The organism is Cupriavidus oxalaticus, assembly GCF_016894385.1.
Lineage (GTDB): Bacteria > Pseudomonadota > Gammaproteobacteria > Burkholderiales > Burkholderiaceae > Cupriavidus > Cupriavidus oxalaticus.
In genome coordinates this window covers 556,303-581,798 of sequence record NZ_CP069812.1, presented here as the reverse complement: position 1 = coordinate 581,798, position 25,496 = coordinate 556,303, and the positions used below count along the sequence as shown (strand labels likewise).

Annotated in this window: 20 protein-coding genes; 11 read left to right on the top strand and 9 right to left on the bottom strand. The window is 68.1% G+C overall.

From position 1 onward, the window contains the following. Positions 1–3: 3 nt before the first annotated feature. Positions 4–327 (bottom strand): hypothetical protein, encoded by a 324-nt coding sequence (locus JTE92_RS15015; protein WP_147318545.1) that lies wholly within the window; start codon positions 325–327, stop codon positions 4–6. Here JTE92_RS15015 and JTE92_RS15010 point away from each other — a divergent pair. From JTE92_RS15010 to JTE92_RS14995, 4 genes are read left to right on the top strand one after another with little or no spacing between them, the layout of a single operon-like run. Then, entirely contained in the window at positions 326–1,768 is a 1,443-nt protein-coding gene (locus JTE92_RS15010) for an MdtA/MuxA family multidrug efflux RND transporter periplasmic adaptor subunit (protein ID WP_063236877.1), read from the top strand. The two genes, JTE92_RS15015 and JTE92_RS15010, sit on opposite strands and share 2 nt — an antisense overlap. Before the next feature lie 9 nt (positions 1,769–1,777). Then, positions 1,778–4,918, top strand: a complete 3,141-nt coding sequence (locus JTE92_RS15005; RefSeq protein ID WP_063236876.1) for an MdtB/MuxB family multidrug efflux RND transporter permease subunit — start codon at positions 1,778–1,780, stop codon at positions 4,916–4,918. Beyond that, complete coding sequence (locus JTE92_RS15000; protein WP_063236875.1) at positions 4,915–8,211, top strand: efflux RND transporter permease subunit; 3,297 nt, start codon at positions 4,915–4,917, stop codon at positions 8,209–8,211. The genes JTE92_RS15005 and JTE92_RS15000 overlap by 4 nt, the downstream gene beginning before the upstream one ends. Before the next feature lie 59 nt (positions 8,212–8,270). Further along, a complete protein-coding gene (locus tag JTE92_RS14995; RefSeq protein ID WP_063236973.1) occupies positions 8,271–9,773 on the top strand; it encodes an efflux transporter outer membrane subunit in 1,503 nt (500 codons plus the stop codon). On the opposite strand, the gene JTE92_RS14990 is transcribed toward JTE92_RS14995, so the two are convergent. Next, a complete protein-coding gene (locus JTE92_RS14990; protein ID WP_063236874.1) occupies positions 9,770–10,672 on the bottom strand; it encodes a LysR family transcriptional regulator in 903 nt (300 codons plus the stop codon). The genes JTE92_RS14995 and JTE92_RS14990 overlap by 4 nt on opposite strands. A gap of 113 nt (positions 10,673–10,785) precedes the next feature. Between JTE92_RS14990 and JTE92_RS14985 the strand changes: the two genes are divergently transcribed. From JTE92_RS14985 to JTE92_RS14955, 7 genes are all read left to right on the top strand, one after another. After that, entirely contained in the window at positions 10,786–11,241 is a 456-nt protein-coding gene (locus tag JTE92_RS14985; RefSeq protein WP_063236873.1) for a PACE efflux transporter, read from the top strand. 136 nt (positions 11,242–11,377) lie between these two features. Beyond that, positions 11,378–12,634, top strand: a complete 1,257-nt coding sequence (locus JTE92_RS14980; RefSeq protein ID WP_063236872.1) for a flavin-dependent oxidoreductase — start codon at positions 11,378–11,380, stop codon at positions 12,632–12,634. Positions 12,635–12,681: 47 nt separating this feature from the next. Further along, the gene (locus JTE92_RS14975) at positions 12,682–13,833 is read left to right on the top strand and encodes an ABC transporter substrate-binding protein (protein WP_084254420.1); all 1,152 of its coding nucleotides are present in this window, start codon (positions 12,682–12,684) and stop codon (positions 13,831–13,833) included. Next, positions 13,830–14,414, top strand: a complete 585-nt coding sequence (locus JTE92_RS14970; protein ID WP_063236871.1) for a MarR family winged helix-turn-helix transcriptional regulator — start codon at positions 13,830–13,832, stop codon at positions 14,412–14,414. The genes JTE92_RS14975 and JTE92_RS14970 overlap by 4 nt, the downstream gene beginning before the upstream one ends. 44 nt (positions 14,415–14,458) lie before the next feature. After that, positions 14,459–16,102: a D-alanyl-D-alanine carboxypeptidase/D-alanyl-D-alanine endopeptidase gene (gene dacB / locus JTE92_RS14965; RefSeq protein ID WP_063236870.1), complete on the top strand. Its 1,644-nt coding sequence runs from the start codon at positions 14,459–14,461 to the stop codon at positions 16,100–16,102. A 193-nt stretch (positions 16,103–16,295) separates the two neighbouring features. Next, positions 16,296–17,111, top strand: a complete 816-nt coding sequence (locus tag JTE92_RS14960; protein ID WP_063236869.1) for an AzlC family ABC transporter permease — start codon at positions 16,296–16,298, stop codon at positions 17,109–17,111. Further along, positions 17,108–17,431 carry an AzlD domain-containing protein gene (locus tag JTE92_RS14955; protein WP_063236868.1) on the top strand — a complete coding sequence of 108 codons (324 nt, stop codon included), beginning with the start codon at positions 17,108–17,110 and terminating at the stop codon, positions 17,429–17,431. Before JTE92_RS14960 ends, JTE92_RS14955 begins: the two co-directional genes overlap by 4 nt. A 53-nt stretch (positions 17,432–17,484) precedes the next feature. On the opposite strand, the gene JTE92_RS14950 is transcribed toward JTE92_RS14955, so the two are convergent. From JTE92_RS14950 to JTE92_RS14920, 7 genes are all read right to left on the bottom strand, one after another. Then, positions 17,485–18,474 carry an L-threonylcarbamoyladenylate synthase gene (locus tag JTE92_RS14950; protein ID WP_063236867.1) on the bottom strand — a complete coding sequence of 330 codons (990 nt, stop codon included), beginning with the start codon at positions 18,472–18,474 and terminating at the stop codon, positions 17,485–17,487. 13 nt (positions 18,475–18,487) lie between these two features. After that, positions 18,488–19,732 (bottom strand): 5-(carboxyamino)imidazole ribonucleotide synthase, encoded by a 1,245-nt coding sequence (locus tag JTE92_RS14945; protein ID WP_063236866.1) that lies wholly within the window; start codon positions 19,730–19,732, stop codon positions 18,488–18,490. Between the two features lie 55 nt (positions 19,733–19,787). Then, a complete protein-coding gene (gene purE, locus JTE92_RS14940; RefSeq protein ID WP_063236865.1) occupies positions 19,788–20,285 on the bottom strand; it encodes a 5-(carboxyamino)imidazole ribonucleotide mutase in 498 nt (165 codons plus the stop codon). 172 nt (positions 20,286–20,457) lie between these two features. Further along, a complete protein-coding gene (locus tag JTE92_RS14935) occupies positions 20,458–21,366 on the bottom strand; it encodes a phosphoribosylaminoimidazolesuccinocarboxamide synthase (protein ID WP_063236971.1) in 909 nt (302 codons plus the stop codon). Between the two features lie 163 nt (positions 21,367–21,529). Next, complete coding sequence (gene fba / locus JTE92_RS14930) at positions 21,530–22,594, bottom strand: class II fructose-bisphosphate aldolase (protein WP_063236864.1); 1,065 nt, start codon at positions 22,592–22,594, stop codon at positions 21,530–21,532. Between the two features lie 50 nt (positions 22,595–22,644). After that, positions 22,645–24,081, bottom strand: a complete 1,437-nt coding sequence (gene pyk, locus JTE92_RS14925) for a pyruvate kinase (protein WP_063236863.1) — start codon at positions 24,079–24,081, stop codon at positions 22,645–22,647. Positions 24,082–24,140: 59 nt separating this feature from the next. Continuing rightward, positions 24,141–25,337 (bottom strand): phosphoglycerate kinase, encoded by a 1,197-nt coding sequence (locus JTE92_RS14920; protein WP_063236862.1) that lies wholly within the window; start codon positions 25,335–25,337, stop codon positions 24,141–24,143. Positions 25,338–25,496: the final 159 nt, after the last annotated feature.

Sequence of the window (25,496 nt, the reverse complement as noted above, 5' to 3'; positions counted from 1 at the left end):
TAGTCAGCCCGGGCTGCGCACATGCCGGATCGGCCGGGCGGTTTTGTTTCCGGAGGTTACACCCGGCTCGTTGGTAATCCTCTGTAATAAAAGCGCCGGGCGCCGAAATACGGGCGTCCGCGCCCGCACATTATCCTTGCCGCATGACTTGCCGTCGGCGCCGCGCCATGCGCGCTGCACGGCACTTGCCGGCACGCCGGTCGGCCCCTGAGCGCGCTGCCCGCGCGGCCGGCCGGCGCCGATTGCGTTGCGGCATACTGCTGCATCGTCACTTGCCAGCAGAACACCGCGGCGCGCCGGGCGCGCCGCTCCCAGGATTGCGGACATGTCCAACCCCGAACAAGGCCAACCTAACCCCTCCCCGTCCCCGTCTTCCCGCCCGCCCCTGCCGCCCGGCGGCACCCCGCCGCGCAGGAACCGGCGCCGGCTGTATGCCGGGCTGCTGGTGCTGCTGCTCGCCGGGGGCGGCTGGTACTGGTATGCCCACCGCGGTGACGCCCCCCAAGGCACCGCAGGCGGCCCGGGCGGCGCCGGCAGGCCCGGTGCAGGAGGTCCCGGCGGCCCGGGCGGAGGCGCCGGCATGCCCCGCTCGCCGGTGGTGGTTGCCACCGTGGCCCAGCGCGACATGGACGTGGTCCTGAACGGGCTGGGCAACGTGACCCCGGTCTCGAACGTGACCGTGCGCGCGCAGGTGTCCGGCCCGCTGCTGAAGGTGCTGTTCAAGGAGGGCCAGATGGTCAAGGCCGGCGACGTGCTGGCCGAGATCGACCCACGCCCGTTCCAGGCCGCGCTGGACCAGGCCGTGGGCCAGCTGGCGCGCGACCAGGCGCTGCTGCAGAACGCGCGGCTGGACCAGCAGCGCTACCGCACCCTGCTGGGCCAGGACTCGATCTCCAAGCAGCAGGTCGATACCCAGGACGCGCTGGTGCGCCAGTACGAGGGCGTGGTCAAGACCGACCAGGGCAATGTCGCCAACGCGCGCCTGCAGCTGGGCTATACGAAGATCGTGGCGCCGGTGTCCGGCCGCATCGGCCTGCGCCAGGTCGATCCGGGCAATATCGTCAACACCAGCGACACCAACGGCATCGCGCTGATCACGCAGATCCAGCCGATCGCCGTGATGTACACCATCCCGGAGGACAACCTGCCGTCGGTGCTGAAGAAGCTCAACGCCGGAGAAAAGCTGCCGGTGCAGGCCTGGGACCGCCAGGTGCGCAACCAGCTCGGCGAAGGCGAGCTGCTGACCACCGACAACCAGATCGACACCACCACCGGCACGGTCAAGCTCAAGGCAGTCTTCCCCAATGCCGACGGCATGCTGTTCCCCAACCAGTTCGTCAACGTGCGCACGCGCGTGGACACGCTCAAGGACGCCACCGTGATCCCGGTCGCGGCGATCCAGCGCGGCCAGCAGGGCACCTTTGTCTACACCGTGGACGACGCCAGCAAGGTCAAGGTGCAGGTGATCACCCTCGGACCCGGCGATGGCAGCCGCAATGCGGTGCTCAAGGGCCTGGCGCCCGGCCAGCGCGTGGTGGTGGATGGCGCCGACCGGCTCAAGGAAGGCATGACGGTGGAGGCGGTCGACCCGGCCGCGCGCGCCGCGGCCACGGTGCCGGCCAGCCAGCCGCGCGGTCGCGGCCGGCGCAGCCGCGACGGCGCCGGCGGCGCCAGTGCGCCGGGTGCCCCGGGTGCCCCGGCTGCGGAAAGCCCGCGCCGCCAGCCGCAGCAGCAGCAGCAGCAGCAGCAGCAGCAGCAGCAGCAGTAAGGACCGCGCATGAACCCCTCACGCCTCTTCATCGAGCGCCCGGTCGCCACGGCGCTGCTGATGCTGGCCATCCTGCTGTCCGGGCTGGTGGCCTACCGGCTGCTGCCGCTGTCGGCGCTGCCGGAGGTCGACTACCCGACCATCCAGGTCACCACGCTCTACCCCGGCGCCAGCCCCGACGTGATGACCTCGTCGGTGACCGCGCCGCTGGAGCGGCAGTTCGGCCAGATGCCCGGCCTGAAGCAGATGTCGTCGTCCTCGTCGGGCGGCGCCTCGGTGATCACGCTGCAGTTCGAGCTGACGCTGCCGCTGGATGTGGCCGAGCAGGAGGTGCAGGCCGCCATCAATGCCGGCAGCAACCTGCTGCCGTCCGACCTGCCGATGCCGCCGGTCTACAGCAAGGTCAACCCGGCGGATGCGCCGATCATGACCATCGCCATGACGTCCGACACCATGCCGCTGCCCAAGCTGCAGGACATGGTCGATACGCGCGTGGCGCAGAAGATCTCGCAGATCCAGGGCGTGGGCCTGGTCACCATCAGCGGCGGGCAGCGCCCGGCGGTGCGCATCCAGGCCAACCCGACCGCGCTGGCCTCGCTCGGCATGTCGATCGACGACCTGCGCACCGCGATCGGCTCGGCCAACGTCAACGGCGCCAAGGGCAGCTTCGACGGCCCGCAGCGCGCCTCGACCATCGACGCCAACGACCAGCTGCGCTCCGCCGACGAGTACCGCCAGATCATCCTGGGCTACAGGAACGGCGCGCCGATCCGCATTACCGACGTGGCCGAGATCGTCGACGGCCCCGAAAACAGCCGCCTGGCCGCGTGGGCCAACGACAAGCCCGCGATCGTGCTGAACATCCAGCGCCAGCCCGGCGCCAACGTGATCGAGGTGGTCGACCGCATCAAGGCCCTGCTGCCGCAGTTGCAGAACGCGCTGCCGGCATCGGTGCACGTGCAGCTGCTGACCGACCGCACCACCACCATCCGCGCCTCGGTCGAGGACGTGCAGTTCGAGCTGCTGCTGGCGATCGTGCTGGTGGTGATGGTGATCTTCCTGTTCCTGCGCAATATCCCTGCCACCATCATCCCCGGCGTGGCGGTGCCGCTGTCGCTGGTGGGCACCTTCGGCGTGATGTACCTGGCCGGGTTCTCGATCAACAACCTGACGCTGATGGCGCTGACCATTGCCACCGGCTTTGTGGTGGACGATGCGATCGTGATGATCGAGAACATCATGCGCTACATCGAGAAGGGCGATTCGCCGATGCAGGCGGCGCTCAAGGGCTCCAAGCAGATTGGCTTCACCATCATCTCGCTGACCTTCTCGCTGGTGGCGGTGCTGATCCCGCTGCTGTTCATGGGCGACGTGGTGGGGCGCCTCTTCCGCGAGTTCGCGATCACGCTGGCGGTGTCGATCCTGATCTCGGCGGTGGTATCGCTGACGCTCACGCCGATGATGTGCGCGCGCCTGCTGCACCATGTGCCGGAAGAGAAGCTGTCGCGCTTTCACCGTGCCACCGGCCGCTTCTTCGACAACGTGATCGAGCGCTACGGCCGCGGGCTGGAGTGGGTGCTCGATCGCCAGAGGGCCACGCTGGTCGTTGCGGTGGCCACGCTGGCGCTGACGGTGCTGCTGTACCTGCTGGTGCCCAAGGGCTTCTTCCCGGTGCAGGACACCGGCGTAATCCAGGGCATCACCGAGGCCGCGCAGACCACCTCGTTCAGCGCCATGGCGCGCAAGCAGGAATCAGTGGCCAAGGTGGTGATGCAGGACCCCGCGGTGGCGAGCCTGTCGTCGTTCATCGGCGTGGATGGCAGCAACACCACGCTCAACGCCGGGCGCATGCTGATCAACCTCAAGCCCAAGGGCGAGCGCGACCCGATCGACGTGGTCACGCAGCGCCTGCAGCAGGCGGTGCAGAGCCTCGGCGGCGTGTCGCTGTTCACGCAGCCGGTGCAGGACCTGACCATCGAGGACAAGGTCTCGCGCACGCAGTACCAGTTCACCGTCGAGGATCCGGATCCCGAGACGCTCGCCACGTGGGTGCCGAGGCTGGTGGAGCGCCTGCGCCAGGAGCCCGAGCTGCGCGACGTCACCAGCGACCAGCAGAACAACGGCCTGCGCGCCTATGTCGATATCGACCGCGACGCCGCGGCGCGCTTCGGCATCACCACGGCGGTGATCGACAGCGCGCTGTACAGCGCCTTCGGCCAGCGGCTGGTGTCGACCATCTTCACGCAGTCGAGCCAGTACCGCGTGGTGCTCGAGACCATGCCGGAATTCCGCACCAGCCCGCAATCGCTGACCGAGCTGCGCCTGCCCTCCTCTTCCGGCGGACAGGTGCCGCTGGGCGCGTTCGCGCGCATCACCGAGCGCACCGGGCCGCTGGTGATCAACCACCAGGGGCAATTCCCGGCCGCGACGATCTCGTTCAACCTGGCGCATGGCGAATCGCTTGGCGCCGCGGTCGACAAGATCACCAGGGTGGAACAGGAACTCGGCCTGCCGATCTCGATGCAGACCAGCTTCCAGGGCGCGGCGCTGGCGTTCCGCGCGTCGCTGTCGAACACGCTGTGGCTGATCCTGGCCGCGGTGGTGACGATGTATATCGTGCTGGGCGTGCTGTATGAAAGCACGATCCACCCGGTCACGATCCTGTCGACGCTGCCGTCGGCCGGCGTGGGCGCGCTGCTGGCGCTGCTGGTGGCGGGGATGGACCTGGGCATCATCGCCATCATCGGCATCATCCTGCTGATCGGCATCGTCAAGAAGAACGCGATCATGATGATCGACTTCGCGCTCGAGGCCGAGCGCGAAGGCGGCATGACGCCGCGCGACGCGATCTTCCAGGCCTGCCTGCTGCGCTTCCGCCCGATCCTGATGACCACCATGGCGGCATTGCTGGCGGCGCTGCCGCTGATGCTGGGCTCCGGCATCGGCAGCGAGCTGCGCCAGCCGCTGGGCGTGACCATGGTGGGCGGCCTGCTGGTCAGCCAGGTGCTGACGCTGTTCACCACGCCGGTGATCTACCTGGCCTTCGACCGCGTGGCCACGCGCGTGAAGGGCTGGCGCAAGCGCCGCTTCGGTGATCCGGAGGAAGGCGGCACGGGCGAGGAGCCGGCGCAGGAGTCCACCCCGCGATGAATCTTTCGGCTGCCTTTATCCATCGCCCGGTCGCGACCGCGCTGCTCACGCTCGGCATCCTGCTGGCCGGGCTGGCGGCGCTGCGGCTGCTGCCGGTGTCGCCGCTGCCGCAGGTGGATTTCCCCACCATCTCGGTCTCGGCGTCGCTCCCTGGCGCCAGCCCGGAAACGATGGCCGCCACCGTGGCGACGCCGCTGGAGCGCGCGCTCGGCACCATCGCCGGCGTGACGGAAATCACCTCCAGCAGCTCGCTTGGCTCGACCCGCGTGACGCTGCAGTTCGACCTGTCGCGCGATATCGACGGCGCCGCGCGCGACGTGCAGGCGGCGATCAACGCCTCGCGCGCGACGCTGCCGACCAGCCTGCCCAACAACCCGACCTACCGCAAGGTCAACCCCGCCGACGCGCCGATCATGATCATCGCGCTGACGTCGCCCACGATGACGCGCGGGCAGCTCTACGATGCGGCCTCGACCATCCTCGCGCAGAAGCTGTCGCAGGTGGAAGGCGTGGGACAGGTCACCATCGGCGGCGCCTCCTTGCCGGCGGTGCGGGTCGAGCTGAACCCGACCGCGCTGAACAACTACGGCATCTCGCTGGAGGACGTGCGCAACACCATCAGTGCGACCAACGCCAACCGGCCGCTCGGCACGCTGGAGAACGCCAGCAACAACTGGCAGGTCTACGCCAACGACCAGATGATGAAGGCGGAAGACTACATGCCGCTGATCATCCGCTACGCCACGCCGGGCACCTACTCGTCGGCGTCGGCGGGCGCGCTGATCGCCAGCACCGCCAATGCGACCGCCAGCGGCGGCGTCAGCACCAAGGTGGTCAACGGCGTCACCGTGACCACGCTGACCACCAGCAGCGGCACCACCACCATCACCAGCGGCGCCACCGGGGGCGCCAGCGCCACCAGCGGCCCCAACTCGTTCGCGGTGCCCGTGCGACTGCGCGACGTGGCCAACGTGGTCGATTCGGTGCAGGACATCCGCAACGCCGGCTCGGCCAACGGCAAGCCGTCGGTGCTGCTGGTGCTGAACCGCTCGCCCGGCGCCAACATCATCGAGACCGTCGACCGCGTGCGCGAGATGCTGCCGAACCTGCAGAAGATGATCCCGGCGGCGATCTCGATGGACGTGATGATGGACCGCACGCCCACCATCCGCGCTTCGCTGCGCGAGGTCGAGCACACGCTGATGATCTCGGTGGCGCTGGTGATCATGGTGGTGTTCATCTTCCTGCGCAACGTGCGCGCGACGCTGATCCCCAGCGTGGCGGTGCCGGTCTCGCTGATCGGCACTTTCACGGTGATGTACCTGGCCGGGTTCTCGCTGAACAACCTGTCGCTGATGGCGCTGACGATCGCCACCGGCTTCGTCGTCGACGATGCCATCGTGGTGCTGGAGAATATCTCGCGCCATCTCGAGGAGGGCATGAAGCCGCTGGCGGCCGCGCTGCGCGGCGCGCGCGAGGTGGGCTTCACGGTGTTGTCGATGAGCCTGTCGCTGATTGCCGTGTTCATTCCGCTGCTGTTGATGGGCGGCATCGTCGGGCGCCTGTTCCAGGAGTTTGCGATCACGCTGTCGGTGGCGATCCTGGTGTCGCTGGTGGTGTCGCTGACCACCACGCCGATGATGTGCGCGCGCATGCTGCGGCCGGTGGAACCGGAGAAGCAGGGACGCTTCTTCCGCGCCACCGAGCGCATGTTCCAGTGGCTGCAGGATGGCTATGCGCGTTCGCTGTCCACCGCGCTGCGGCTGAGCCCGCTGGTGTGGCTGGTGCTGATCGCCACCATCGCGCTCAACGTGTACCTGTACGTGATCGTGCCCAAGGGCTTCTTCCCGCAGCAGGACACGGGCCGGCTGATCGGCTTTATCCGCGCCGACCAGGCCACCTCGTTCCAGGCCATGCGCGGCAAGCTCGACAGCTTTATCAAGATCGTGCAGTCGGACCCGGCGGTGGAGAACGTGACCGGCTTTACCGGCGGCTCGCAGCGCAATACCGGGCAGATGTTCGTCACGCTCAAGCCGCTGGCGGAGCGCAAGGAATCGGCCGACGCGATCATTGCGCGGCTGCGCGACAAGCTGGCGAAGGAACCGGGGGCAAGGCTCTTCCTGCAGCCGGTGCAGGACATCCGCGTCGGCGGGCGGCAGAGCAGCTCGCAGTACCAGTTCACGCTGCAGTCCGACGACCTGGAGGTGCTGCGCGCGTGGGAGCCCAAGGTGCGCGCGGCGTTGTCCAACCTGAAGGGGCTGGAGGACATCGACACCGACACCAACGACAAGGGCCTGCAGACCTCCGTGATCATCGACCGCGATGCGGCATCGCGCCTGGGCGTGACCGCGCAGCAGGTCGATGCGGTGCTGAACAACGCCTTCGGCCAGCGGCTGGTGTCGACCATCTACCATCCGCTCAACCAGTACCGCGTGGTGATGGAGCTGAGCCCGGAGTACCTGCAGGGCCCGAACGCGCTCAAGGACATCTACGTCGTCACCGGCAACGGCAACCGCGTGCCGCTGTCCGCGTTCGCGCGCGTGATCCCGACCAGCACGCCGCTGGGCGTGAGCCACCAGGGCCAGTTCGCGGCATCGACGATCTCGTTCAACCTGGCGCAAGGGACTTCGCTGTCGCAGGCAACCGATGCGATCAACCGCGAGATGGCGCGCATCGGCGTGCCCGAAACGCTGCGCGCCAACTTCCAGGGCGGCGCCAAGGCGTTCCAGGATTCGCTCAAGAGCCAGCCGGTCCTGATCCTGGCCGCGCTGGTCACGATCTACATCGTGCTGGGCGTGCTGTATGAAAGCTATGTCCACCCGCTGACGATCCTGTCGACCCTGCCTTCGGCTGGCGTAGGTGCACTGCTGGCGCTGATGGCGTCGAAGACGGACTTCAGCATCATCGCGCTGATCGGCGTGATCCTGCTGATCGGCATCGTGAAGAAGAACGCGATCATGATGATCGACTTCGCCATCGACGCCGAGCGCCGCGAAGGGCTGTCGCCGCGCGATGCCATCTACCGCGCCTGCCTGCTGCGCTTCCGCCCGATCCTGATGACGACCATGGCCGCGCTGCTGGGCGCGGTGCCGCTGGCGATCGGCCGCGGCGACGGTGCCGAGCTGCGCGCGCCGCTGGGCATCTCGATTGTCGGCGGCCTGGTGGTGAGCCAGCTGCTGACGCTGTACACCACGCCGGTGGTCTACCTGACGCTGGACCGCTGGCGCCTGAAGGTCAAGGCCTGGCGCCGGCGCCGCCGCGGCGGCACGCCTGACCAGCCGGCCGCCGTCTGAATTTGCAGAGATTCCACATGACTGTGTTTAGCCCTGTGTTTAGCCCTTTGTTCAAGCCCGTGTTTGGCCGATTCCTGGCCCATGCCCTGCCGCTGCCGCTCGCGTGCGCGCTGCTGCTGGCCGGCTGCGCGGTCGGTCCCGACTACAAGCGGCCCGACGCACCGGTGACGGAAGCCTTCAAGGAAGCCACCGATGCGAGCACCGACACCACGACCGATGCCAATGCCTGGCGCGGCGACTGGAAGACCGCCGAGCCGCAGGATGCCATCGCGCGCGCCGACTGGTGGACGGTCTTTGGCGACCCGCAGCTCGATGCGCTGATGTCGGAAGTGCAGATCTCCAACCAGAACATCAAGGCGGCCGAAGCGCAGTACCGCCAGGCCGTGGCCGCGCTGCAGGCGGCCCGCGCCGGCTTCTTCCCGACCGTCGATGCGCAGGCCGGTGCGTCGCGTGCGCGCGGCGCCAGCGGCAATACGCTCAACGGGCAGAGCCTGACGCTGGGTGCGACGTGGGAGATCGACGTGTGGGGCCGCGTGCGCCGCCAGGTGGAAAGCAGCGAAGCCAGCGCGCAGGCAAGCCAGGCCGACCTGGCGTCGACGCTGCTGTCGACGCAGGCGACGCTGGCGCAGAGCTATTTCCTGCTGCGTGTGGCCGATGCGCAGAAGGCGCTGCTCGACCGCACCGTGGCCGACTACCAGAAGTCGCTGCAGCTGGTGCAGAACCAGTACGCCGCCGGCACCGCGCAACGCTCCGACGTGCTGCAGTCGGAGACCCAGCTCAAGAGCGCGCAGGCGCAGCAGATCGACATCCAGATCACGCGCGCGCAGCTCGAGCACGCCATCGCCGTGCTGGTCGGCAAGCCGCCCGCGGCGCTGTCGCTGGCCGCGGACGAATTCGGCAAGGCCCCGCCGCGCGTGCCGGCCGCGGTGCCTTCGGAATTGCTGGAGCGCCGGCCCGACATCGGCGCGGCCGAGCGTCGCATGGCGTCGGCCAACGCGCAGATCGGCGTGGCGCAGGCCGCGTACTACCCGACGCTGTCGCTGTCGGCCAGCGGCGGGCTGACCGCCAGCACGCTGGCGCGCTGGATGTCGCTGCCGGACCGCATCTGGTCGATCGGCGGCGGACTGGCCGGCACGCTGTTCGACGGCGGGCTGCGCAGCGCGGCCAAGGCGCAGGCCGTGGCCGCCTATGACCAGACCGTGGCCAACTATCGCCAGACCGTGCTGTCGGCGTTCCAGGAAGTCGAGGACAACCTCGCCGCGCAGCGGCTGCTGGAGCAAGAGGCGGTAGTGCAGAACGACGCGCTGCGCTCCGCGCGCGAGGCGCTGGCGCTGGTCAACAACCGCTACCGCGCCGGCACCGCGGGCCTGCTCGACGTGCTGACGGCGCAGACCGCTGCCTACACCGCCGAGCGCACCGCGCTGTCGATCGCCGGACGCCAGTACACGGCGGCGGTGGTGCTGATCAAGGCGCTGGGCGGCAACTGGCATCCGCAGCCACTGGAGGGTACGACCGCCGGCGCCGCACCCGCCGCCCCCGCCACGACGGTCGGCCAGCGCTAGGCGCCGCGCTGCGGCGCGTTCGGCAATGGCTGCGCGCAGATGCGCTCGCGCAGCCAGGTGGCGGCCTTGCCCAGCGGCCGCTGCTTGTGCCACACCAGTTCCATCGCCACCGGCCAGTCCTGCTGCTGGAACGCCAGCGGCGGCGACACCAGCTGCGCCGCGGCCGGCGAGTTGGCCACCACGTGCCACGGCACGAACGCCCAGCCCAGCCCGCGCTTGACCAGCTCGACGATGACCCACTGGCTCTCCACCCACCACACATCCGCCGCCACGCGCAGGCGCATCTTCTCTTCGCTGTCGGTGCGCGTGGCGACCATCAGCTGGCGGTAGCGCTTCAGCTCTTCCCAGTCCACGCGCTGCGACGCCAGCGGATGATCGGGCGCGCACAGGATCTGCATCGGCATCCAGCCCAGCGCATGAAAGCCCAGCTCGGGCGGCAGCACTTCCTGCCGCCACATGATGCCGAGGTCGGCGCCGCCCTCCAGCACCAGCCGGCTCACGTCTTCCATCAGCGGGAACAGCACTTCGAGCTCGACCGCCGGAAACCGGCCGGAGAACGCTTCGAGCAGCTGGCCCAGCGTTTCCTCCGGGTACAACTCGTCGACGGCCAGCACCAGCCGCGTCTCCACGCCCTCGCCCAGGCTCTTGGCCACGCCGCGGAAATGCTCGCAGCGCTCCAGGATCACGCGCGCTTCCGCCAGCAGCCGCTCGCCGGCCGGGGTCAGCACGGGATAGCGGCCGGCGCGGTCGAACAGCGCATTGCCGACGTCGATCTCCAGGTTCGACACGGCGGCGCTGACCACTGACTGGGCCTTGCCGAGCCGGCGCGCGGCGGCGGAAAACGAGCCGGCTTCCGCAGCAGCGACGAAAGCCTGGAGTTGGTCCAACGAGAGACTCATACGACGCCCTTTTGTAAGATCTATCTGTTTTGACGATAGTATCCAACTTGGCAATCCCTGCAAAGCAGATAGACTTGGCCCGGTCTGAATTCTTGCATCGCAGGAGAAAACCCATGCGCACTACCCGGGACCGGATCCGCCACGCCGTTGGCTTCGAGGTCGTCGGCCTGCTGATCTTCGCGCCGCTGGCCAGCTGGGCCTTTGGCTACGAGCTGCACCAGATGGGCCTGATCGGCGCGGTCGCGTCGCTGATCGCGACGGGCTGGAACTACCTGTACAACCTGCTGTTCGACAAGGCCATGCTGCGTTGGACCGGCCAGCTGCGCAAGTCGGTCGTGGTGCGGGTGCTGCACGCGATCCTGTTCGAGCTGGGCCTGCTGGTGGTGTTCCTGCCCGCGCTGGCGTGGTACCTGAACATCAGCCTGCTCGATGCGCTGGTCATGGATATCGCCGTGGCCGTCTTCTACATGGTCTACGCGCTGGTGTACAACTGGCTTTACGACATCGTGTTCCCGGTGCCATCCCTGAAACACGCTGCCGCCCGGCCGGACGGCGCTGCGGCCGGCTGAGGCCGGGTTTTTCCTGACCCCGGACAGGCCACGCCGGGGTGTTTTCCCACCTTGTCGTGCGGATGCGAATTGTTATACTCCATAACAAATTCGACAGGCCGGGCGCGTCGCTGCGCGCCGCAAGCGGGGAGACAACATGAAGATCGCAATCGCCGGCGGCGGCATCGGCGGGCTGACGCTGGCGCTGCTGTGCCACCGCCACGGCATCGACGCCGAAGTCTGGGAAGCCAGCGAATCGCTGCGCCCGCTGGGCGTGGGCATCAACCTGCTGCCGCACGCGGTACGCATCCTGTCCGGGCTCGGCCTGCGCGACGCGCTGGCCGAGCTCGCGATCGAGACCTCGTCGCTCGCCTACTACAACAAGCTGGGCCAGCGCATCTGGCATGAGCCGCGCGGGCTGGCGGCGGGCTACGACTGGCCGCAGTTCTCGATCCATCGCGGCGAGTTCCAGATGTTGCTGCATCGCACCGTGGTCGAGCGGCTGGGTGCCGATGCGGTCCGCACCGGGCATGCGTTCGAGACCGTGCTCGATACCGGCGCGCGCGGGCCGGCGCGTTTCGTCCTGCGCCGCCGCGGCGATGGTGCCGGGGTGGAAGCCAGCGCCGACGTGCTGGTCGGCGCCGACGGCATCCATTCCGCGGTGCGCCGCCACTTCTACCCCACCGGCGATGCGCCGCGCTTCTCGCGCCGCATGCTGTGGCGCGCGGTCACCGAGGCGCCCCCCTACCTCGACGGCCGCTCGATGTTCATGGCCGGCCACCAGGACCAGAAGTTCGTCGCCTATCCCATTTCCGAGCCGTTGCGCCGGCAGGGTCGTGCGCTGGTCAACTGGATCGCCGAGTTGCGCGTGCCCGACAGCGTTTCCGACACGCCGCCGCGTAGCGACTGGAACAAGCAGGTCGACAAGTCGGTGTTCCGGGCGCAGTTTGCCGGCTGGCAATGGGACTGGATCGACATCCCCGCGCTGATCGACGGTGCCGGGGCGATCTACGAATTCCCGATGGTCGACAAGGACCCGCTGCCGCGCTGGACCGTCGACCGCGTCACGCTGCTTGGCGATGCCGCACACCCGATGTACCCGATCGGCTCGAACGGCAGCGCGCAGGCGATCCTGGACGCGCGCTACCTGCTCGACAGCCTGCTGGGCACGCAAGACACGCCTTACGCGCTGCGCGAATACGAGGCGGAGCGCCTGCCGCGCACTGCCGGTATCGTGCTGCGCAACCGCATGAACGGGCCGGAGCAGGTGATGCAGCTGGCGGAGGAACGCGCGCCGCAGGGGTTCAGCGATATCGGCGAGGTGATTCCGCGCGCCGAACTGGAGGCGATTTCGCTGCGCTACAAGCAGCTGGCGGGGTTCGACCGGCAGTCGTTGCAGGGCGGCGGGCGATAGCGTCCCGATCCGTCAGATCCAACCAGAAAAAATCAAGAGGAGACAACATGGCGCCCCTGAAACCAACCCGGCTCACCCGCCTGGCGCTGGCCACCGCCCTCGCCTTCAGCACCACCGCCGCGCTGGCCGACATCACCGTGGGCGTCAGCCTGTCGACCACGGGCCCGTCCGCTTCGCTCGGCATCCCGCAGAAAAACTCGATGCCGTACCTGCCGCAGAAGATCGGCGGAGAGGCGGTGCGCTACATCGTGCTGGACGACGCCTCCGATCCGAGCCAGGGCGCCAGGGTTGCGCGCCGCTTCGTCTCCGAGGATAAGGTCGACATCATTCTCGGCTCATCCGCGGTCGCGCCGTCGATCGCCATTGCCGAGGTCGCCGAGGAAAGCCAGACCGTCCAGCTCGCCTTTTCGCCGATCGAGCTCAAGCCCGGCCGGGGCGCCTGGACCTTCCGGCTGGCGCAGCCGGTGCGGCTGATGGCCAATGCCGTCGCCGCCACCGCCAAGACCCGGGGCGTCAAGACCGTCGGCTTTATCGGCTTTGCCGACGTGTATGGCGAAACCTGGCTGAAGGATTTCACCGCCGCGGCGACGGCCAACGGCCTGCGCCTGATCGCCACCGAGCGCTACGGCCGCGCCGATACCAGCGTGACCGCGCAGGCCCTCAAGCTGATCGCCGCCAAACCCGACGCCATCCTGATCGCCGGCGCAGGCACCGGTGCGGCGCTGCCGCACACCACGCTGCGCGAGCGCGGCTACGGCGGCGCCATTTACCAGACCCACGGGGCCGCCACCAAGGACCTGATCCGCATCGGCGGACGCCTGGTCAATGGCGCGATCCTGCCGGCGGGCCCGGTGATCGTGCCGGAGCAGTTGCCAGCCGGCGATCCGGTGCGCAAGCCGGGGCTCGACTACGTCACCCGCTACGAGAAGCAATACGGCGCCGAGTCGCGCACGCAGTTCGGCGCCCATGCCTACGATGCCGGGCTGGTGCTGGAGCGGATCGTGCCGGTGGCGCTGAAGCACGCCAAGCCGGGTACGCCCGCCTTCCGCCAGGCGCTGCGCCACGCGCTGGAGACCGAGCGGGACATCGTGGTGTCGCACGGCGTGCTCAATTACAGTGGGCAAGACCACTATGGCTTTGACCAGCGCGGCCGCGTTATGCTGACGATCGACAACGGCAACTGGAAACTACTGCAATGATTCCAAACGCATCCGGTGCCTCCGACGCACCCGCCGCGGCAGGCAAGACTGGCAGCACCCACACCGCCAGCGCGCGGCGCAAGCCACGCGAGCCGCTTGCGCCGGATCCGGCGGTGGCCGACGGCGGCTTCGATCCGCATGTGCCGAATGTCGACTATGGCGTGCTCGACAGCCTGATCGGCTACGCCATCCGCCGCGCGCAGATCCGCATCTATGAGGATTTCGTGCTGTCGCTGTCGCAATGGCAGATCACCCCGCCGCGCTTCTCGGCGCTGGTGATCATCTCGCGCAATCCGCACCTGAAGCTGACCGAGCTGGCGCACATCCTGGGCATTGCGCGCTCGGGCGCGGTGCTGCTGGTCGATGCGCTGGAAGAGATGAAACTGGTGGCGCGCCGCCCGGCGGCGGGCGACCGGCGCGCCTACAGCCTGGTGCTGACGCCATCGGGCCGCAAGACGCTGGACGCTGCCACGCGCGCCGTGGTCGAGCATGACGCGCATGTGGGCAGCGCGCTGTCGGACAGCGACCAGGCCACGCTGAAATCGCTGCTGTCCCGGCTGGCCCCGCCGCGCGCAGGCTGAGCGCCAGCCCGCTGTCATCCGGCAGGCGCTTGCCATGCGTTAACATGGCCGCCATGCCAAGAACAACCGCCACGCGAACCGCATCGCGCCCTGGCGCGCTGCTGCGCCGCCTGTCGCCTCTTCTTGCCGCCGCCTTGTTGATGGCCGGCGGGCCTGTCATCGCGCCGGCGCTGGCCAAGGCGCCGGCCAAGGTACAAAAATCCCAGAAGGTCCAGAAGGCCCAGAAGGTCCAGAAAAGCGCGAAGGCACAGAAAGACCAGATTGCCGGCAAGACGGCAAGAGCCACGCCTTCCGCCGATGCTGGCCTGATGCAGGCCGGCGTGCCGGCGCAGGTGGCCGCGGCCCTGCGCCGCGCCGGCGTGCCGGCTTCGGCTACGAGCTTCTACGTGGTCAAGCTGGGCGCACCCAGCGCGCGCGCCAGCTGGAACGCGCAGCAGCCGATGAATCCGGCCTCGACCATGAAGCTGGTCACGACCTTCGCCGGCCTGCAGCTGCTGGGGCCCGAATACCGCTGGCAGACCTCGCTCTACGCCGACGCGCAGCCCGGCTTCGACGGCACCGTCAACGGCAATGTCTACCTGCGCGGCCGCGGCGATCCCAAGCTGGTGCCGGAGGAAATGGCCAAGCTGGTCGCCAGCGCCCGCGCCGGGGGGGCCACCGCCATCAACGGCGACCTGGTGCTGGACCGCAGCTACTTTGCCGATGGCCTGGACGGCAACGGCACCATCGACGGCGAAGCGCAGCGCGCCTACAACGTCGGCCCCGATGCCCTGCTCTATGCCTTCAAGACCCTGTCGTTCACGCTGACGCCGGATCCCGTCACGCAGACGGTGGCGGTCAGCGTCACGCCGGAACTGGCGCAACTCAGGCTCGACAACCAGCTGGCGCTGACCAACGGCCGCTGCGGCGACTGGCAGAGCCGTGCCACCCCCAGCGTGCAGCCGCAGTCCGACGGCACCGTGCTGGCATCGTTCGCCGGCGACTATTCGAGCGACTGCGGCGAGCACGTGCTCAATATCGCCACGCTGTCGCACGCGGAATTCACCTGGGGCGGCTTTGTCGCCGAATGGCAGCGCGCAGGCGGGCGCTTTACCCACCTGCCGGCTTTGCGCAGCGGCAAGGTGCCGCGCGGCGCGGTGCTGCTGGCGCGCCACTATGGCCTGCCGCTGTCCGACATCGTGCGCGACATCAACAAGTTCTCCAACAACGTGATGGCGCGCCAGCTGTTCCTGACCATCGGCGCCGAGCTGGACCGCGGCGGCCCGGCCAGCCCCGAGCGCTCGATCCGCGTGGTGCGGCGCTGGCTCGCGAAGCAGGGGCTGGACATGCCCGGGCTGGTGCTGGACAACGGCTCCGGCCTGTCGCGCGAGGAACGCATCAGCGCCTACGACATGGCGCGCCTGCTGCAGCAGGCCGCGGCCAGCAACGTGGGCCCGGCCCTGGTCGATTCGCTGCCGGTGCTGGGCGTCGACGGCACGCTGCGCAACCGGCTGACCGGCGCCAATGCGGCCGGCAGCGGCTACCTCAAGACCGGCACGCTGGCCGACGTGCGCGCGCTGGCCGGCTATGTCGACGCGGAAGACGGCAGCCGCTACGTGCTGGTGAGCATGATCAACCACCCCAACGCCGCGCAGGCGCGGGGGGCGCACGACGCGCTGATGCAATGGGTGTATCGCGGCGCGCCCTGAGATTGCGCGCACGATTGCGCCCGCCGGGCCACCCGGCGTGGCCTGCCGCCAACGCCGGCGCGCCATTTTGTTAAGCGCCCGCTTACCAGGGCGCGTTCCGACCCTATAATGCCAGGGTGCCGGCCGCGTTCTGCGGCGGCAGCTTTCCGGGCCGGCCCCCGGCCCCGGGCCTGCATCGCCCCCTTCCTCTGACATGACTTTCCGACGACCCTCGGTGTGGTTGCGCTTCTGGCATCGCTTCGCACCCGCCGAACGCGACGGCTTCATGGCCGGCGTGCGCCGCTTTGCCCCATCCCTTCCCGCGGTGTTTTCGTGGGGGCTGGTGACCGGCGTGGCGATGAGCAAATCGGTGCTGACCGTGCCCGAAGCCATCGGCATGTCGCTGCTGGTCTATGCCGGCTCGGCGCAGCTGGCGGTGCTGCCGCTGTTCGCCGCCGGGCTGCCGCTGTGGACCATCTGGCTGACCGCCGCCATGGTCAACCTGCGCTTCGTCATCTTCAGCGCCGCCATGCAGCCCCACTTCAGCTACCTGACGCTGGCGCGGCGCACGGTGCTGGGGTTCTTCAACGGCGACCTGCATTTCGTCTACTTCATGCAGAAGTATTCGACGCCGGGCTACGAGCCCGGCAAGGAAGGCTACTTCTGGGGCATGGCGCTGATCAACTTTGCGATGTGGCAGGTGTCGTCGATCCTCGGCATCGTGCTGGCGAGCCTGTTTCCGGACAGCTGGGGGCTGGGACTGGCGGGCACGATGGCGCTGATCCCGGTGATGATCGCCACCATCAATTCGCGCTCGACGCTGATGGCCGTGGTGATTTCGGCAGTGTTGGCGTTGTTGTGCTTTGACCTGCCGTACCGGCTCGGGCTGGTGGTGGCGGTGGTGGGCGCGATCGCTGCGGGCATGGCGAGCGATGAGCTGGCGGCGCGCGCTGCACTGCGGGGTATCCGTCGGCGCAAGTCTGCGCCGATCGGCAATGCGGCCGATGCGCCGCCGGGAGACCGGGCATGAGCCATGTCGAGATCTGGATCGCGCTGGTGGGCATGGCCGTGGTCACGGTGATTACGCGCGCGTTGTTCCTGATGGCCGGCGAGCACGTCTCGGTGCCTGACCGCATCCAGCGGGCACTGCGTTATGCGCCCGCGGCTGCGCTGGCGGCGATCATCCTGCCGGACCTGATGACGTGGCAGGGGCATTTCACCGCGGCCCTGTCGAACTACAAGCTGATGGCGGGGGTGGTGGCCACTGCGTTCTACCTGCTGACGCGGCGGATGGTGGGGATGATTGCGGTGGGGATGGCGGTTTATACGGCGTTGCGGTTATTGGGGTAAGGGCTGGTGCGAGTAAGGGCTGGTGCGCCTGGAAGCGCCCGCCTTGTCCTGCTTCAGCCCCCGAACGCCGCAGCCGCCCGCTCCAGCCGATCCCGCACCCCGGCCCAATCCTGCCCTTCAGGCAACGTCTCGAACACCAGCTGCGAATAGCCCTGCTTGTCGAGCTTGCGCAACAGCCGGTATAGCTCCTGCGCATATGCAGCGGCATCCCCCGGCGCCTGCACCCAGGTGCAGCGCTGGTCCGCCAATGGCGCGCGTCCTACCCACGCCACGCGCGCATCGCCGGGAAGCGCGACAAGCCGCGCGGCAGCCGCCTGCGCATCCGCCAGCAACAAGGGCGTGTGCGGCGCGTAATGGGCCTTCAGCGTGCCTGACGCGCGCGGCGCGGCGGCATCGGGGGGCAGCGGCGCTTCGCCCAGTACCTGGGCCAGCATCCCGACCGTGACGGCACCGGGACGCAACAAGACCGGCCCGACGCCGGCGTCCAGGCGCGACAGGTCGACGATGGTCGATTCAATCCCGACCTCGACCCCATCACCTTCCAGCACATAAACCGCATCGCCAAATTCATCCCGCACATGCTGCGCGGTAGTCGGGCTGACCTGCCCGAACTTGTTCGCCGAAGGCGCCGCAATCCCGCCGCGACCGCGCTTGAAGCGCGCCAGCAGCGCCTGCGCCACCGGATGCGACGGGCAGCGCAAGCCGATGCTGTCCTGCCCGCCTGCCACCGCGGCATCGATATGCGAAGCGCGCTTCAGGATCAGCGTCAGCGGCCCTGGCCAGAATGCATCGATCAGCTTCTGCGCGGCCTCCGGGACCTCGTCGGTCCAGTAGCCGATATCCGCGCCGTCGACCACATGCACGATCACGGGGTGGTTGGACGGCCGCCCCTTCAGCGCGAAGATGCGGCCGACCGCCTCGGGATTCTCGGCGTCGGCGCCAAGGCCGTAGACCGTCTCCGTCGGAAAAGCGACCAGTTGCCCCGCCTCGAGCAGGCGGACGGCTTCATCGAGTTCAGCGGCCGTGGGCGTGCGCGGCGACATCGTGTTCCTTGCGTCAGAGCGGGATATGCAGTGCCGCCGCGGCGGCGGCAAAGGCAGCGTCGGCAGCCTCGGCATGTTCGCCGATGCAGTTGACGTGCCCCATCTTGCGCGACGGGCGCGCATCGTTCTTGCCATACAGGTGCAGCTTGGCGCCCGGCTGCGCCACCACCTCGTCCCAGGCGGGCGTGCGCTCCAGCCCGAACTCGAACCACACATCGCCCAGCAGGTTCAGCATCTTGCCGGCCGAATGCTGGCGCGTGCTGCCCAGCGGCAGGCGGGCCATGGCGCGCACCTGCTGCTCGAACTGGCTGGTCTCGCAGGCATCCATGGTGATATGGCCCGAGTTGTGCGGGCGCGGCGCCATTTCGTTGGCGACCAGCGAACCGTCGGTCAGCACGAAGAACTCGATGCACAGCACGCCGACATAGCCCATTTCCGTGGCGATGGCGGCGGCGGCGGCGCGGGCGCGGTCGGCGATCTCCGGCGAGACGCTGGCCGACGGCATTTCCGTCGAGAACAGGATGCCGTCGCGGTGCACGTTCTCGGCCAGCGGCCAGGTCGCGGTGGAACCGTCCGCGGCACGCGCGGCCAGTACCGAGACTTCATAGGCCAGCGGCAGCATCTGCTCCAGCACGCACGGCACGTGCTGCATCGCCTTCCACGCGGCGCGCACGTCGTCGCGCGTCTTCACGCGGGCCTGGCCCTTGCCGTCGTAGCCCATGCGCGCGGTCTTGAGGATGCCGGGCAATACGTGGTCGGGCAGCTGGTCGACGTCGGCGTCGTGCTGGATCACCCAGTGCGGGGCCGTGGGCACACCGGTGCGCTCGGCGCAGGCGGCGAAGAACTTCTTCTCGCCGATGCGGTTCTGCGCGATCGACACGCAGTAGCCGCGCGGCGCGACAAACGAACCCAGTTGCTCGAGCCGGTCCAGCGACAGCGACGGCACGTTCTCGAACTCGGTGCTCACCGCCGGGCACAGCTTGGCCATCTCGGCCAGCGCGGCCTCGTCGGTGTACTGGGCGCAGATATGCCTGTCGGCCACCGCGCCCGCCGGGCTGTCCTGGTCGGGATCGAGCACGCACACGCGATAGCCCATCGCCTGCGCCGCATGCGTGAACATGCGGCCGAGCTGGCCGCCGCCCAGCATGCCCAGCCACGCGCCGGGCAGGATGGGCGCGTCGGGACGGTCGACGCCGAACTCGGCGCGCGATTCCGGCGTGTGGGCTTCGGAGAGGTAGGGATGGATATCGGTCGGCATTGCTCGGTTCCGTGTGGGTCCGGAGAATTACAGCGGCAGCATTACAGCGGCAGCATTACAGCGGCAAAGTCATGGCGCGCGCCGCTTCGGTCTGCTTCGCGCGGAAGGCTTCCAGCGCGGCGGCCAGCGTGTCATCGGTGGTGGCCAGCGTGGCGATGGCATGCAGCGCGGCATTGGCGGCGCCGGCCTCGCCGATGGCGAAGGTGGCGACCGGCACGCCCTTGGGCATCTGCACGATCGACAGCAGCGAATCCTCGCCGCGCAGGTACTTCGACGGCACGGGCACGCCGAACACCGGCACGATGGTCTTGGCGGCGATCATGCCCGGCAGGTGCGCGGCACCGCCGGCGCCCGCGATGATGGCGCGGATGCCGCGGCTGCGCGCGCTCTCGGCATAGCGGAACATGTCGTCGGCCATGCGGTGGGCGGACACCACCTGGGCTTCGAACGGCACGCCGAAATCCTTCAGCATGGCCACCGCGTGCTGCATCACGTCCCAGTCGGAACTGCTGCCCATCACGACGCCGACCAGCGGCTTGTCTTGCTTGCTCACGTTTGATCCTTGCTTGTTTGCTCCCCTCTCCCGCTTGCGGGAGAGGGGCCGGGGGTGAGGGCCATGCGCTTCTCGATGCGTGGTGCCTTGCTAAACCACCCCTCACCCTACCCTCTCGCCATGCGGGGAGAGGGGAACACCATTGGCTTCTGAAAAGCCGGTGGCAACGAAATTACTTCAGCGCTTCACCCGTCAGCCGCGTCAGCGCCTCACGATACTTCGCCGCGGTCTTCTCGATCACGTCTTCCGGCAGTTGCGGCGCTGGCGCGGTCTTGGGCCACGGCTTGCCGTCGATGCGCACGGCTTCCAGCCAGTCGCGCACGAACTGCTTGTCGAACGACGGCGGGTTGGTGCCGACCTGGTACGAATCGGCCGGCCAGAAGCGCGACGAGTCGGCGGTCAGCACCTCGTCCATCAGCGTCAGCACGCCGTTGTCGTCCAGGCCGAACTCGAACTTGGTGTCGGCGATGATGATGCCGCGCGTGGCGGCGAACTCGGCCGCTTCCTTGTACAGGCGGATCGAGATCTCGCGCATCTGGCGCGCCAGCGCGATGCCGATGCGGGCTTCGACCTCGGCGAACGAGATGTTCTCGTCGTGCTCGCCCATCTCGGCCTTGGCCGCGGGGGTGAAGATCGGCTCGGGCAGCTTCTGCGCATTCTGCAGGCCGGCGGGCAGTTCGATGCCGCAGACCTTGCCGGTGGCCTGGTAGTCCTTCCAGCCGCTGCCGGCGAGGTAGCCGCGCACCACGGCCTCGACCAGGATCGGCTTCAGGCGCTTGACCACCACGGCGCGGCCCTTGACCTGCTCCACTTCGTCGGGCGCAACCACGGTCTCGGGCGCGATGCCGGTCTCATGGTTCGGCACGATATGCGCCAGCTTCCTGAACCAGAAATCGGCCATCTGGTTCAGCACGCGGCCCTTGTCGGGGATCGGCTCGCCCATGATGACGTCGAACGCCGACAGGCGGTCGGTGGTGACGATCAGCAGCTTGTCATTGCCGACGGCGTAGTTGTCGCGCACCTTGCCGTGGCCCAGCAGCGGCAGCGAGTTGATGGAGGACTGGTAGAGAGCGTTGGACATGATGGTTCCGATCGAGCGGAGGTAAAGCACAGCGTCTGCAAAAAACACCGACGCTTAAAAATGCGTCGTCCCCGCGGAGGCGGGGACCCAGTGACTTTTGCCTTTGGTCAGCGCCGCGTTAAAGACGCTGGGTTCCCGCCTACGCGGGAACGACGATTAAAACTTACTGCACAACCTGGGCAAGCTTGCCCGACTTGTACTGCTGCGCGACGTCGACCAGCGTGACCGGCTTGATCTTGCCGGCCTGGCCTTCGCAGCCGAAGGCGAGGTAGCGCGCCTTGCACACCTGCTTGGCGGCTTCGCGGGCCGGCTTCAGGTATTCGCGCGGGTCGAACTTGCTCGGGTTCTCGACAAAGAAGCGACGGATCGCGCCGGTCATGGCCAGGCGGATGTCGGTATCGATGTTGATCTTGCGCACGCCGTACTTGATGGCTTCCTGGATTTCCTCGACTGGCACGCCGTAGGTTTCCTTCATGTCGCCGCCGAACTTGCGGATTTCTTCCAGCAGTTCTTGCGGAACCGATGACGAGCCGTGCATCACCAGGTGGGTGTTGGGGATGCGGGCGTGGATTTCCTTGATGCGGCTGATCGCCAGGATATCGCCGGTAGGCTTGCGGGTGAACTTGTACGCGCCGTGCGAGGTGCCGATGGCAATGGCCAGCGCGTCCAGCTGGGTGGCCTTGACGAAGTCGGCGGCCTGCTCGGGGTCGGTCAGCAGCATGGAGTGGTCCAGCACGCCTTCGGCGCCGATGCCGTCTTCTTCGCCGGCTTCACCGGTTTCCAGCGAACCCAGGCAGCCCAGTTCGCCTTCCACGGTCACGCCGACGGCGTGGGCCAGTTCCACCACCTTGCGGGTGACGTCGATGTTGTAGTCGTATTCGGCCGGGGTCTTGCCGTCTTCGCGCAGCGAGCCGTCCATCATCACCGACGAAAAGCCCAGGTCGATCGCGCCCTGGCAGATCGCCGGCGACTGGCCGTGGTCCTGGTGCATCACCACGGGGATGTGCGGGTACGCTTCGACCGCGGCTTCGATCAGGTGGCGCAGGAAATGCTCGCCGGCGTATTTGCGGGCGCCGGCCGAGGCTTGCATGATCACCGGAGCGTTGACCTCGTCGGCCGCCTGCATGATGGCCTGCACCTGCTCGAGGTTGTTCACGTTGAAGGCCGGCAGGCCGTAGCTGTTCTCGGCTGCGTGGTCCAGCAGCTGGCGCATCGAAACGAGTGGCATGTCTAACTCCTAAATAAAAATGGGGTGTCTCTGTATTCTTCTGTCGGCGCTCAATGCCCCACCCTGACGATCTTCAGGGTGTTGGTACCGCCCGGCTGCCCCATCGGTTCGCCGATGGTCAGCACGATGAAGTCGCCGCGCTGCACCACGCCCTGCGCCAGCAGCAGCTCTTCGGCCTGCTCCAGCGCGGTGTCGCGGTCGGCGCTGGATTGCAGCGGCAGCGGCACCACGTTGCGGTACAGCTGCATCTTGCGCTGCGAGGCCAGGTTGGGCGTCATGGCGTAGATCGGTACATGGATGCGGTGACGGCTCATCCACAGCGCGGTGGCGCCGGAATCGGTCAGCGCGGCAATCGCCTTCACCTGCAAATGATAGGCCGTGAACAGCGCACCCATCGCCACCGACTGGTCGATGCGCGAGAAGGTCTGGTTCAGGAAGTCGGTGTCGAGCTGCACCACCTCGGACTTCTCGGCCTCGATGCAGACCGCGGCCATGGCCTCGACGGTCTCGACCGGGTAGCGCCCGGCGGCGGTCTCGGCCGACAGCATCACCGCGTCGGTGCCGTCCAGCACGGCGTTGGCCACGTCCGACACCTCGGCGCGCGTCGGCACCGGGTTGACGATCATGCTTTCCATCATCTGCGTCGCGGTGATGGTGAGCTTGTTGGCTTCGCGCGCCAGCCGGATCATGCGCTTCTGCAGCGCGGGCACGGCGGCGTTGCCGACTTCCACGGCGAGGTCGCCGCGCGCCACCATGATGCCGTCGGACGCCTGCAGGATTTCTTCCAGCACGCCCGGATGAATGGCCTCGGCGCGCTCGATCTTGGCGATCATGCGGGCCTTGTGGCCGTGCGGCTGTCCGGCCACGGCGGCCAGCTGGCGCGCCATTTCCATGTCGGTGGCGTTCTTCGGGAAGCTGACCGCGACATAGTCCGCGCCCAGGGCCATGGCGGTCTTGATATCGTCCATGTCCTTGGCCGTCAGCGCCGGCGCCGACAGGCCGCCGCCCTGGCGGTTGATGCCCTTGTTGTTGGACAGCTCTCCGCCGATGCGCACGGTGGTGAAGATCTCGGTACCCAGCACGCGGTCCACCACCAGCACGATCAGGCCGTCGTTGAGCAGCAGCAGGTCGCCCGGGCCGACGTCGCGCGGCAGGTCCTGGTAGTCCAGGCCGACGCGTTCTTCATTGCCGAGCTGGCAGGCGGAATCGAGGACAAAGGGGTCGCCCGGCTTGAGCGTGATCTTGCCGTGCTCGAACTTGCCGACGCGGATCTTGGGACCCTGCAGGTCGGCCATGATCGCGACCTCGCGCCCGCACGCCTGCGCGGCCTCGCGCACCAGCCGGGCGCGGTCGATATGGTCCTGCGCGGTGCCGTGCGAGAAATTCAGCCGCACCACGTCGACCCCCGCGGCAATCATGCGCGTCAGGATCTCCAGCGAGCTGGAGGCGGGGCCGATGGTGGCAACGATCTTGGTGGAACGGGTCATGCGCGGGTTTCCTTGGTGAAGGACGAGGGCCCGGCACGGCGCCAGGCCCGGCGGATGCTTCAGCCGGCTGCGCGCTGTTCCAGCACTTCAAAGGCGGGCAGCTTCTTGCCTTCCAGGAATTCCAGGAACGCGCCGCCGCCGGTGGAGATATAGCCGACGCGGTCGGCGATGCCGTACTTGGCGATGGCCGCCAGCGTATCGCCGCCGCCGGCGATCGAGAACGCCTTCGAGTCGGCGATGGCCTCGGCCAGCACCTTGGTGCCGTTGCCGAACTGGTCGAACTCGAACACGCCGACCGGGCCGTTCCAGACGATGGTGCCGGCGGCCTTCAGTTGCCCGGCCAGCATGGCGGCGGTCTGGGGACCGATGTCCAGGATCATGTCGTCGTCGGCCACGTCCTTCACATCCTTGACGGTGGCCGCGGCGGTCGCGCTGAATGCCTTGGCGCAGACCACGTCGACGGGAATGGGCACCGAGGCGCCGCGCCTGGCCATGATGTCGATGATGGCCTTGGCGTCGCCGACCAGGTCGGCTTCCGCGAGCGACTTGCCGATCTTCAGGCCGGCGGCCAGCATGAAGGTGTTGGCGATGCCGCCGCCGACGACGAGGTTATCGACCTTGTCGGCCAGCGACTTCAGGATGGTCAGCTTGGTCGAGACCTTGGAGCCGGCCACGATCGCCACCAGCGGACGCGCCGGCTGGCCCAGCGCCTTGCCCAGCGCGTCGATCTCGGCGGCCAGCAGCGGGCCGGCACAGGCGATCGGGGCGTACCTGGCGATGCCGTGGGTGGTGGCCTCGGCGCGGTGCGCGGTGCCGAAGGCGTCGTTCACATAGACGTCACAGAGCTTGGCCATCTTCTGCGCCAGCTCGTCGCTGTTCTTTTTCTCGCCCTTGTTCACACGGCAGTTTTCCAGCAGCACCACCTGGCCGGGCGCGACCTCCACGCCGTCGACCCAGTTCTGCACCAGCTTGACCGGCTTGCCCAGCAGCTCGGACAGGCGCGTGGCGATCGGCGCCAGCGAGTCTTCCGGCTTGAATTCGCCTTCGGTCGGGCGGCCCAGGTGGGACGTGACCATCACCGCGGCGCCGGCGGCCAGGCAAGCCTCGATCGCGGGCACCGAGGCGCGGATGCGCGTGTCCTCGGTGATATTGCCGGCGTCGTCCTGCGGCACGTTCAGGTCGGCGCGGATGAACACCCGCTTGCCGGAGATTTTGCCTTGGGAAATCAGATCGGAAAGACGCAGGACAGTGGTCATGACGGTGAAAGGCGCGAGATTTCGCTGAAAAATCGGGGAAACGGGGATTTTACCTGATCGCGGTCAACGCTTTGGCGATTCCAGGCGGCAATGGCCTTGCAGTGTGCTGTCACGCGCACAATGAGGTCTCCTGCCAGCCTGTACGATTCCTTGCCTCCC

What these genes read in the sequence shown, in the direction of transcription:
- JTE92_RS15015 (WP_147318545.1), bottom strand. Translation starts at nt 327, where the DNA reads ATGTCCGCAATCCTGGGAGCGGCGCGCCCGGCGCGCCGCGGTGTTCTG.
- JTE92_RS15010 (WP_063236877.1), top strand. Translation starts at nt 326, where the DNA reads ATGTCCAACCCCGAACAAGGCCAACCTAACCCCTCCCCGTCCCCGTCT.
- JTE92_RS14955 (WP_063236868.1), top strand. Translation starts at nt 17,108, where the DNA reads ATGAGCCATGTCGAGATCTGGATCGCGCTGGTGGGCATGGCCGTGGTC.
- JTE92_RS14945 (WP_063236866.1), bottom strand. Translation starts at nt 19,732, where the DNA reads ATGCCGACCGATATCCATCCCTACCTCTCCGAAGCCCACACGCCGGAA.
- JTE92_RS15000 (WP_063236875.1), top strand. Translation starts at nt 4,915, where the DNA reads ATGAATCTTTCGGCTGCCTTTATCCATCGCCCGGTCGCGACCGCGCTG.
- JTE92_RS14975 (WP_084254420.1), top strand. Translation starts at nt 12,682, where the DNA reads ATGGCGCCCCTGAAACCAACCCGGCTCACCCGCCTGGCGCTGGCCACC.
- JTE92_RS14950 (WP_063236867.1), bottom strand. Translation starts at nt 18,474, where the DNA reads ATGTCGCCGCGCACGCCCACGGCCGCTGAACTCGATGAAGCCGTCCGC.
- JTE92_RS14935 (WP_063236971.1), bottom strand. Translation starts at nt 21,366, where the DNA reads ATGTCCAACGCTCTCTACCAGTCCTCCATCAACTCGCTGCCGCTGCTG.
- JTE92_RS15005 (WP_063236876.1), top strand. Translation starts at nt 1,778, where the DNA reads ATGAACCCCTCACGCCTCTTCATCGAGCGCCCGGTCGCCACGGCGCTG.
- JTE92_RS14970 (WP_063236871.1), top strand. Translation starts at nt 13,830, where the DNA reads ATGATTCCAAACGCATCCGGTGCCTCCGACGCACCCGCCGCGGCAGGC.
- dacB (WP_063236870.1), top strand. Translation starts at nt 14,459, where the DNA reads ATGGCCGCCATGCCAAGAACAACCGCCACGCGAACCGCATCGCGCCCT.
- JTE92_RS14990 (WP_063236874.1), bottom strand. Translation starts at nt 10,672, where the DNA reads ATGAGTCTCTCGTTGGACCAACTCCAGGCTTTCGTCGCTGCTGCGGAA.
- pyk (WP_063236863.1), bottom strand. Translation starts at nt 24,081, where the DNA reads ATGACCCGTTCCACCAAGATCGTTGCCACCATCGGCCCCGCCTCCAGC.
- JTE92_RS14985 (WP_063236873.1), top strand. Translation starts at nt 10,786, where the DNA reads ATGCGCACTACCCGGGACCGGATCCGCCACGCCGTTGGCTTCGAGGTC.
- JTE92_RS14960 (WP_063236869.1), top strand. Translation starts at nt 16,296, where the DNA reads ATGACTTTCCGACGACCCTCGGTGTGGTTGCGCTTCTGGCATCGCTTC.
- JTE92_RS14920 (WP_063236862.1), bottom strand. Translation starts at nt 25,337, where the DNA reads ATGACCACTGTCCTGCGTCTTTCCGATCTGATTTCCCAAGGCAAAATC.
- JTE92_RS14980 (WP_063236872.1), top strand. Translation starts at nt 11,378, where the DNA reads ATGAAGATCGCAATCGCCGGCGGCGGCATCGGCGGGCTGACGCTGGCG.
- fba (WP_063236864.1), bottom strand. Translation starts at nt 22,594, where the DNA reads ATGCCACTCGTTTCGATGCGCCAGCTGCTGGACCACGCAGCCGAGAAC.